The organism is Sedimentitalea sp. (assembly GCF_039973035.1).
Taxonomy (GTDB): domain Bacteria; phylum Pseudomonadota; class Alphaproteobacteria; order Rhodobacterales; family Rhodobacteraceae; genus Sedimentitalea.
The window spans coordinates 22,590-28,849 of sequence record NZ_JBDWLR010000076.1 but is presented as its reverse complement, the minus strand read 5'-3'; the positions used below and the strand labels follow the sequence as shown (position 1 = coordinate 28,849).

Below are 6,260 nucleotides of genomic sequence, written 5' to 3'. Positions count from 1 at the left end.
TGCCGTGCGACTTCGGAAAATAGGGCTTCAAACGCGCCATCTGCGCGTCGCTCAACCAGAAAAGATCAGACATATCACCGCTCAGTTTTCCGGCGGTGAATCATGATGCTCGCCTGAAATCAATGGGTCCAGACCCTAAGGTATGGCCTCAGTTCGGCTTCCTCCAAACGACGAGGATCCCTAACTGTAAAGAACACTGCTGAGTTTGCCATCAACACCTACCTTGCTGAATTTTTTCCAGTAAGCGGCCTGACTACCAGAAGGTTTGTTTTACCGACGCCTGTCGCTTTTATAGGGTGTGGTAATGTTTCGCTTCAACCTTCTTCTCCCAGATTTCGCGTTTGGGTTCGGAAGGCATCACAAGGTCTTGATGACAATCACAGTGAATAGTTAATATTTTTCAGCAAATCGTATGCCCTAAGTTGCGGCTGTTTGGGCGATAGACCACCGTATGGCTTTTGAACGGCGGCTCTACAGAAGCTGCACTGGGGCGTCTTTGATTGAAAGGTATGTCTGCTAAGAGCCGATCGCGTCGTTGACGACGCCCGTAGACTCGCACCTTTGCAACGGCAGCTATCGCAGGATCCTGCGGCTGCCAAGCTGCGCCTCTGTCAGACATCTTTTACCGATTGAAAGAGCGTACACAGCCCTCGCGTGCTTCAGCCGACCTTGCAGCCCCAGAAGGACGTATGATCGGCTGCGAAGTAGCCGTCCGCGACCCGGAAATACCCCTGAAGTTCAACGGTATCGCCCGCCGTCAGCGGCAACATGGTCTGGAGCCAAATGGCGGTAGCCAGCGAGACATGGGTGGCGGAGATCTCCCCAAACGACCCCCGGATTTCGGTCGCACCGTTCAGCACCAGCCGCCCGCGCATGCGGGCTGTGGCGCTGGCATTGATCTTGTAGAGCAACGTCGCGCCGAACAGGTATGTGCCGTCCACGGGCGCGGTGAAGAGGTTGGTCCCGGCATCAAACGCGCCCTGATCATTGTAGTCGGTGTTGTTCAGGCCGATTTTCGTCCAGGTGCCGACACCGACATAGTTGTCATAGTTCGTCCAGGCCTTGAAGCGCGGCAGTTGTGGCTGCTCGACGATCCCTGTGCCGTTGTCGACGGTCAGTCCGTCAAAGAAGGTGCTGCCGTCAGCCGAGACCGCGAGGCGGAAACTGTCAGAGCCGAACAGGCCCACCAGCGCCTTCGTCACGAAATTGGTCTGGAGCGTCAGCCCGAGATCGTCGCCCGCCGCCTCCTTGTTCATGGTGTAGAACAGATCGCCGGTCCCGCCTTCGGCGACGGTCTTCGCCGTCCAGAGCGCAGCGTTGAGCTTGGCCGAAAACGGGTTTGCGGCATCTGCGGTCGTGCCCAGCCCCAGCAGCTCGAGGTTCTCCAATTCGCTGGGCGTGGTGCCGATCCAGTCCGCGCCATCGTAGACCAGCAGCAGACCTTCGTCCTCGACCCATGCACGCCAGCCGGTCCGGGGCGGCAGGCGCAGCCATGCGCCGTCGGTGAACAGTGCCACGTTCAGGTCCCAGCCCGCCCAATCGCCCGTGCCGCCGCTGGCTACGATGTAACGGTCGCCATCGGCGGGACTTCCCGGTGGCGCTGTCAGATCGCGATCGAGGACAGAAAGCTGCACGAGCCCGTCGAGCAGTCGCAGGGCCTCGTTGTGGGTGACATGCTTCTGGGCCTGCGCCGCCAGAATGTAAGGCAGCAGCAGGTTCGTGGTGGCGTCGGACATAAGATGGCCTTCAGAATGTAAGAGTGACGGTCTTGGCCGCTCCCCGCCCGATCAGAGCGGAGAGCTGGAAGATGCGGATTGTCAGTGTGTCGCCGGGCGCGAGCAGCCCGCCCCAATCGGTGGTTTGCTGGGCGGCCGTGTAGATCGCGCTGGTCGTGGTCGCGCTCAGCACCCGCTTGACCGTTGCACCATCGAGGATCTCGACCTCACAGGCTTCGACCTCTTCGATCAGCGGCACCTCCACCGCACCCCAGCTGTCTGCCGCGAGTGCACGCGACCGCCGTGTCCAGCGGATCGTCAGATCGCCCGGCGTGCGCGGTCTGCGCCATGGCTGCTCCACATGAGCGATGGAAAAGGGCCGCAGCCCAGCGCCCTCGAGGGTGAAACTGGCTGCGACATAGGTCTCATCGCTGACAGACCGACTTGCGGGACCGATGCGCCAGTTCCACGGCAGCCCGAGATCCGCCTCGGCGATTGGCAAGGAGGCCAGAGCCTCGTCCAACACCACCACCCGCGCGCCTGCAGGAGCCGGGTTGGCCATAGCCGCTTCCGTGCCGCGCTGGCCGCGCAAAAGGCGCGTCAGGCGATAGCGGCCCGGCGCGATTAGGTCTGCTGTGCCTGCCTGCACGATTTCCCAAGTACCGGTCGTGCTTTCCACGGCTAGTGCATTGGCCCCGCCGAACAGCGTCAGGTCGGTGACGCTTTCCAACGAGCCAAAGAGCAGATCGATCACCAGCGCATTGCCAAGATCGAAGCGCGAGGTCGGGCCCGCGTAGAAGTCCGAGACCAACGTCCCGACCCGGGCACGGCCGCCAAATGTCGTCAGCAACTCAAACCCGTCTGTCGATGGGCTGCGGAACACTGCCATCTCGCCCGGCCAGGGAGTGGCATGGGCAGCGATGAACGGCCGGTGCTGGGGCTGATCCTCGGTCAGCTGTGGCAGGTCCATCAGCACCACCTCGGGTACGCCAAACACTACGGCTTTTGACAGGGATGACGGTCGTGGCGATCCGGGTGGCAGGTCGTGGGCTTCCCGGTCCTGGCGGACCGCTTCGATCCCGCGTGCCTCGGCATCCGCGATGGAGACGAGCCGCAGCGGGATGTGCCGCCCGTCATGTTCCAGCGTCACGACGTCCGCCGGATCCAATGCCAGCCGCGAGGGCGGCAGGAGGAATGCAGCCGTCTCCCGCCCGGTCCAGGCTTCCATCAGCGCGCGGCGGCAGCGCCGTTCAGCTTCCTCAGGCGGGACCGCCATCGGAAAGCTCTCCGAGGCAATCCGCGTCGTATCCACGGTGATGCGCCGGGCCTCAACCAGGGCGGCGTCGTAATCCTCGTCCGCCCGCGCCACCTGCCATTTGAGCGCCTGCGGCAGTTCGGTTTCCTGCGCGCGGGTCAGTTCCAGAACGTCGCCGTCACGAGCGGCCACCAGATCGTCGTGTGTCACACTGGCCAGCGCTGCGCGCCCGCGCATGACAAACCGGATCACCCCCTCGGTCTCGACTGCGTCGAAACCGAAATGGCGCGACAACGTGGTAATCGAGGCGCGCGGGCTTTCGAGCGCCGTGATGGCGTAGCCCTCGAGCGCGCCCCAGAGGCCGGTGACGTCAACCCTCGCCTCGGGCATTCCAGCCCGCAGGCAGAGATGACGGACAAGTGCTGTCAGCGACACCGCGCCAAGTCGTCCGGTCAGCCAGTGCCCCAGCCGCCAGTTCGCGCCGTCCGTCCAGACGTCGGTCAGCGCCGGGAAGAACGGGTACGGCCGCGCGTCCCAGGTCCAGGCGGCGCATTCCGGCACATGCACCATCCGGCCGCCATAGACCGAGGACACCGGGTTGTTCGCCGCCTCGCCCCACCAGAGGTAGGTCGCCTCGAGATAGGCGCGCTGTATGGCGTCGTCCCGCCAGCCCCGCGAGAAATGCGGCGTGAAACTCTCCGACGACTTCGGATCGAAGAAGACATTCGGCTGGTTGGTGCCCCGGTCGATGGCCGGGCAGCCAAGTTCGGTGAACCAGATCGGCTTGGATTGCGGCACCCATGCCGTGGGTGTCCCGCTCTCCACCCCGCCCGGGCGGTTGTAATGCTCGTTCGACCACCACGCGCGCAGATCCTTGTAGCGGAACACCCAGGGCTTGCCGACAGCGCCATCCGTGATCGGGGTCCGCACCTGCGCGGAGCGATCAGCGGCGCTGGCATAGAACGAGTCGAATCCCTCGCCGCCCGTGATGTTGCCCTGCAGATAGGCCCGGTCGTAGATCGCGGGCCAGCCCTCGGCCGCGTCGACATGCGCGAACCCGTCGCGCCAGTCGGAGAGCGGCATGTAGTTGTCGATCCCAATGAAATCGATCTCCGGATCGGCCCAGAGCGGATCGAGGTGGAAGAAGACATCGCCGCTGCCATCGCCCGGCTGGTGGCCGAAGTATTCCGACCAGTCGGCGGCATAGCCGATCTCGGTTCCGGACCCGAGGATTGAGCGCACATCAGCGAGCAGATCCCGATACGCTTGCACAGCCGGATAGGTGGACGCGCCCGACCGGATCGTCGTCAGCCCCGGCATCTCTGTCCCGATGAGGAAGGCATCCACGCCGCCCGCTACAGCGCAGAGATGGGCGTAGTGCAGCACCATGCGCCGCAGACCCCAGTCGCTAGCTGCGCCGGTCCAGGACACTGATTGACCCGAGACGCTGAAGCTCGCGGGCGTCGCCGCGCCGAACAGCGCTGCAACCTGCGCAGCAGCCGTTGCAGTCTTGTCCACGGTCCCGGCAAAACCCGCCGCCGGAGAACAGGTGATCCGCCCCCGCCAGGGGAACGCAGGCTGGACGGTCTCGGCGGCGTTGTCGGAATACGGGTTCGGCAGGCTGTTGCCAGGCGGCACGTCCATCAGGATAAACGGGTCAAAGGTAACCCGCAGCCCACGCGCCTTCATCTCCTGGATCGCCTGCACCACCGCGAAATCGGCGGGCGTGCCACCATAGACCGGGCGATCCTGATCGTCGCGGCTGACCAGAAAGGCGTTGGCCCGGCTGACGCCATTCACGGACCAGGCCGACGGCGTGGTGGTTTTGGCGGTGACCTCGACCCCGGGCTGCACCTTGCAATTGCCCGCCCGCAGATCATCGCCGAACCAGGCAACGACCATGCTGACGCTCTCGACTTTCGGGGCCATGGCCTGCAGCCGGTCCAGCGCCACCACCATGTCGGCGGTGTCGGTCAGCGCGTTGAGGTTCTCGGGCTCGGACAACCCGCTGCTGCCTTTCCGGATGCCCTGCGTGGCATAGGCGAATTCGCCCGAGGCCGGGATCATTGTCACCGCCTGCGTCAGACCCTCCGCGGTGTCCGGATCGGCGAGCGGGCGGAACACCTCGAAACTCAGCTGCGGGATGCGGTTGCCATAGTTGCCGAGCGGCAGGTCCTCGAAAACGACATAAGCGGTGCCGCGATAGGCTGGCGTGTTGGCCGCGCCCATCTTCGCGGAAATGAACGGATCTGCCTCCTGGCTCTCATCGCCCGGATACCAGCGCCAGGTGATCCCGGCGGTGTCCAGCAGCTTGCCGTCGGCCCAGATGCGGCCAATGCCCGTGATCGGTCCCTCGCACAGTGCGACCGCGAAGTTGGCATAGTAGAAGTATTCGGTGGTCTTGACCTTTCCGCCACCCCCGCCGCCCTTGCCGCCACCCTGCGTGGTAGTTTTTGTCTCTTCGCGAAAATCCGTCGCCCAGATGATGTTGCCGCCAATCCGCATGCGGCCATAGAGGCGCGGGATCACCGCCCCTTCGGTGGCCGAGGTGATGCGCAGATTGTCCATCCGCGCGCCTTCGATCCGCTGTGTCGGCGCGAGCGACGAAATGATCCAGCTGTCGACAACCGAGCCAATGGTGGAGCCAACGAAGCCGCCGATGGTCGCGGCGCTGACGCCGAGGATCGCGCCGCCAATGCTGCCGCCAATGGCAGCGCCAGCGGCACCGAGAACGAGGGTAGCCATGGGATGATCTCAGCGTTGCGGGAACAGGAAAGCGAAGGCGATGCGCCGACGCCAGGATGGAGTGAGCGGTTCCTCGATCACGCCGAGCCGCTCGTAGGCGTGGAGGAAGCTGTCAGGGCCGGTGAGGATCCCGACATGCTTGGCAATGGCGCTCGGCGTCATCCGGAACAGGACCAGCGCGCCGGGACCGGCATCGGCGGGCGGCACCTCGATCATCATGCACCGCGCGCCTTCGGCCAGAACCTCGCGCGGCCCGGTCTCGCCCCAATCCCGGCTGTAGGGCGGGATCGGGAATGGCTCTGGCCCGACGACCTCGCGCCAGACGCCTCGGGCCAGCCCGAGGCAGTCGCAACCGACACCTCGCAGGCTGGCCTGGTCGTGGTATGGCGTGCCGAGCCAAGAGCGCGCAATGCCGATCACAGGCGCCGGATCCGCTAAGCATATCGAATTCATAGTCAGTCGCTATTTGGGGGCTTTGGAGGCCTGATGGCGAGACCATCTGCGCGGAACCAGGTACTTCATGCTGGGCAAGATCAGTGGCAGCA

At 64.4% G+C, this 6,260-nt stretch carries 3 protein-coding genes; all 3 read right to left on the bottom strand.

Annotated elements, in window-relative coordinates; translation table 11 throughout:
- Positions 1 to 659: 659 nt before the first annotated feature.
- Genes ABJO75_RS18010 through ABJO75_RS18000 form a run of 3 tightly spaced genes read right to left on the bottom strand, consistent with a single transcriptional unit; the run spans position 660 to position 6,168 of the window.
- Positions 660 to 1,736, bottom strand: coding sequence for a DUF2793 domain-containing protein (locus ABJO75_RS18010; protein ID WP_348133352.1), 1,077 nt, complete (start codon positions 1,734 to 1,736; stop codon positions 660 to 662).
- Positions 1,737 to 1,746: 10 nt separating this feature from the next.
- On the bottom strand, positions 1,747 to 5,715 hold the full coding sequence (locus tag ABJO75_RS18005) for a glycoside hydrolase TIM-barrel-like domain-containing protein (RefSeq protein WP_348133350.1): 3,969 nt from the start codon (positions 5,713 to 5,715) through the stop codon (positions 1,747 to 1,749).
- A 9-nt stretch (positions 5,716 to 5,724) separates the two neighbouring features.
- A complete protein-coding gene (locus ABJO75_RS18000) occupies positions 5,725 to 6,168 on the bottom strand; it encodes an NlpC/P60 family protein (protein WP_348133347.1) in 444 nt (147 codons plus the stop codon).
- Positions 6,169 to 6,260 lie beyond the last annotated feature (92 nt).

What these genes read in the sequence shown, in the direction of transcription:
- ABJO75_RS18005 (WP_348133350.1), bottom strand. Translation starts at nt 5,715, where the DNA reads ATGGCTACCCTCGTTCTCGGTGCCGCTGGCGCTGCCATTGGCGGCAGC.
- ABJO75_RS18000 (WP_348133347.1), bottom strand. Translation starts at nt 6,168, where the DNA reads ATGAATTCGATATGCTTAGCGGATCCGGCGCCTGTGATCGGCATTGCG.
- ABJO75_RS18010 (WP_348133352.1), bottom strand. Translation starts at nt 1,736, where the DNA reads ATGTCCGACGCCACCACGAACCTGCTGCTGCCTTACATTCTGGCGGCG.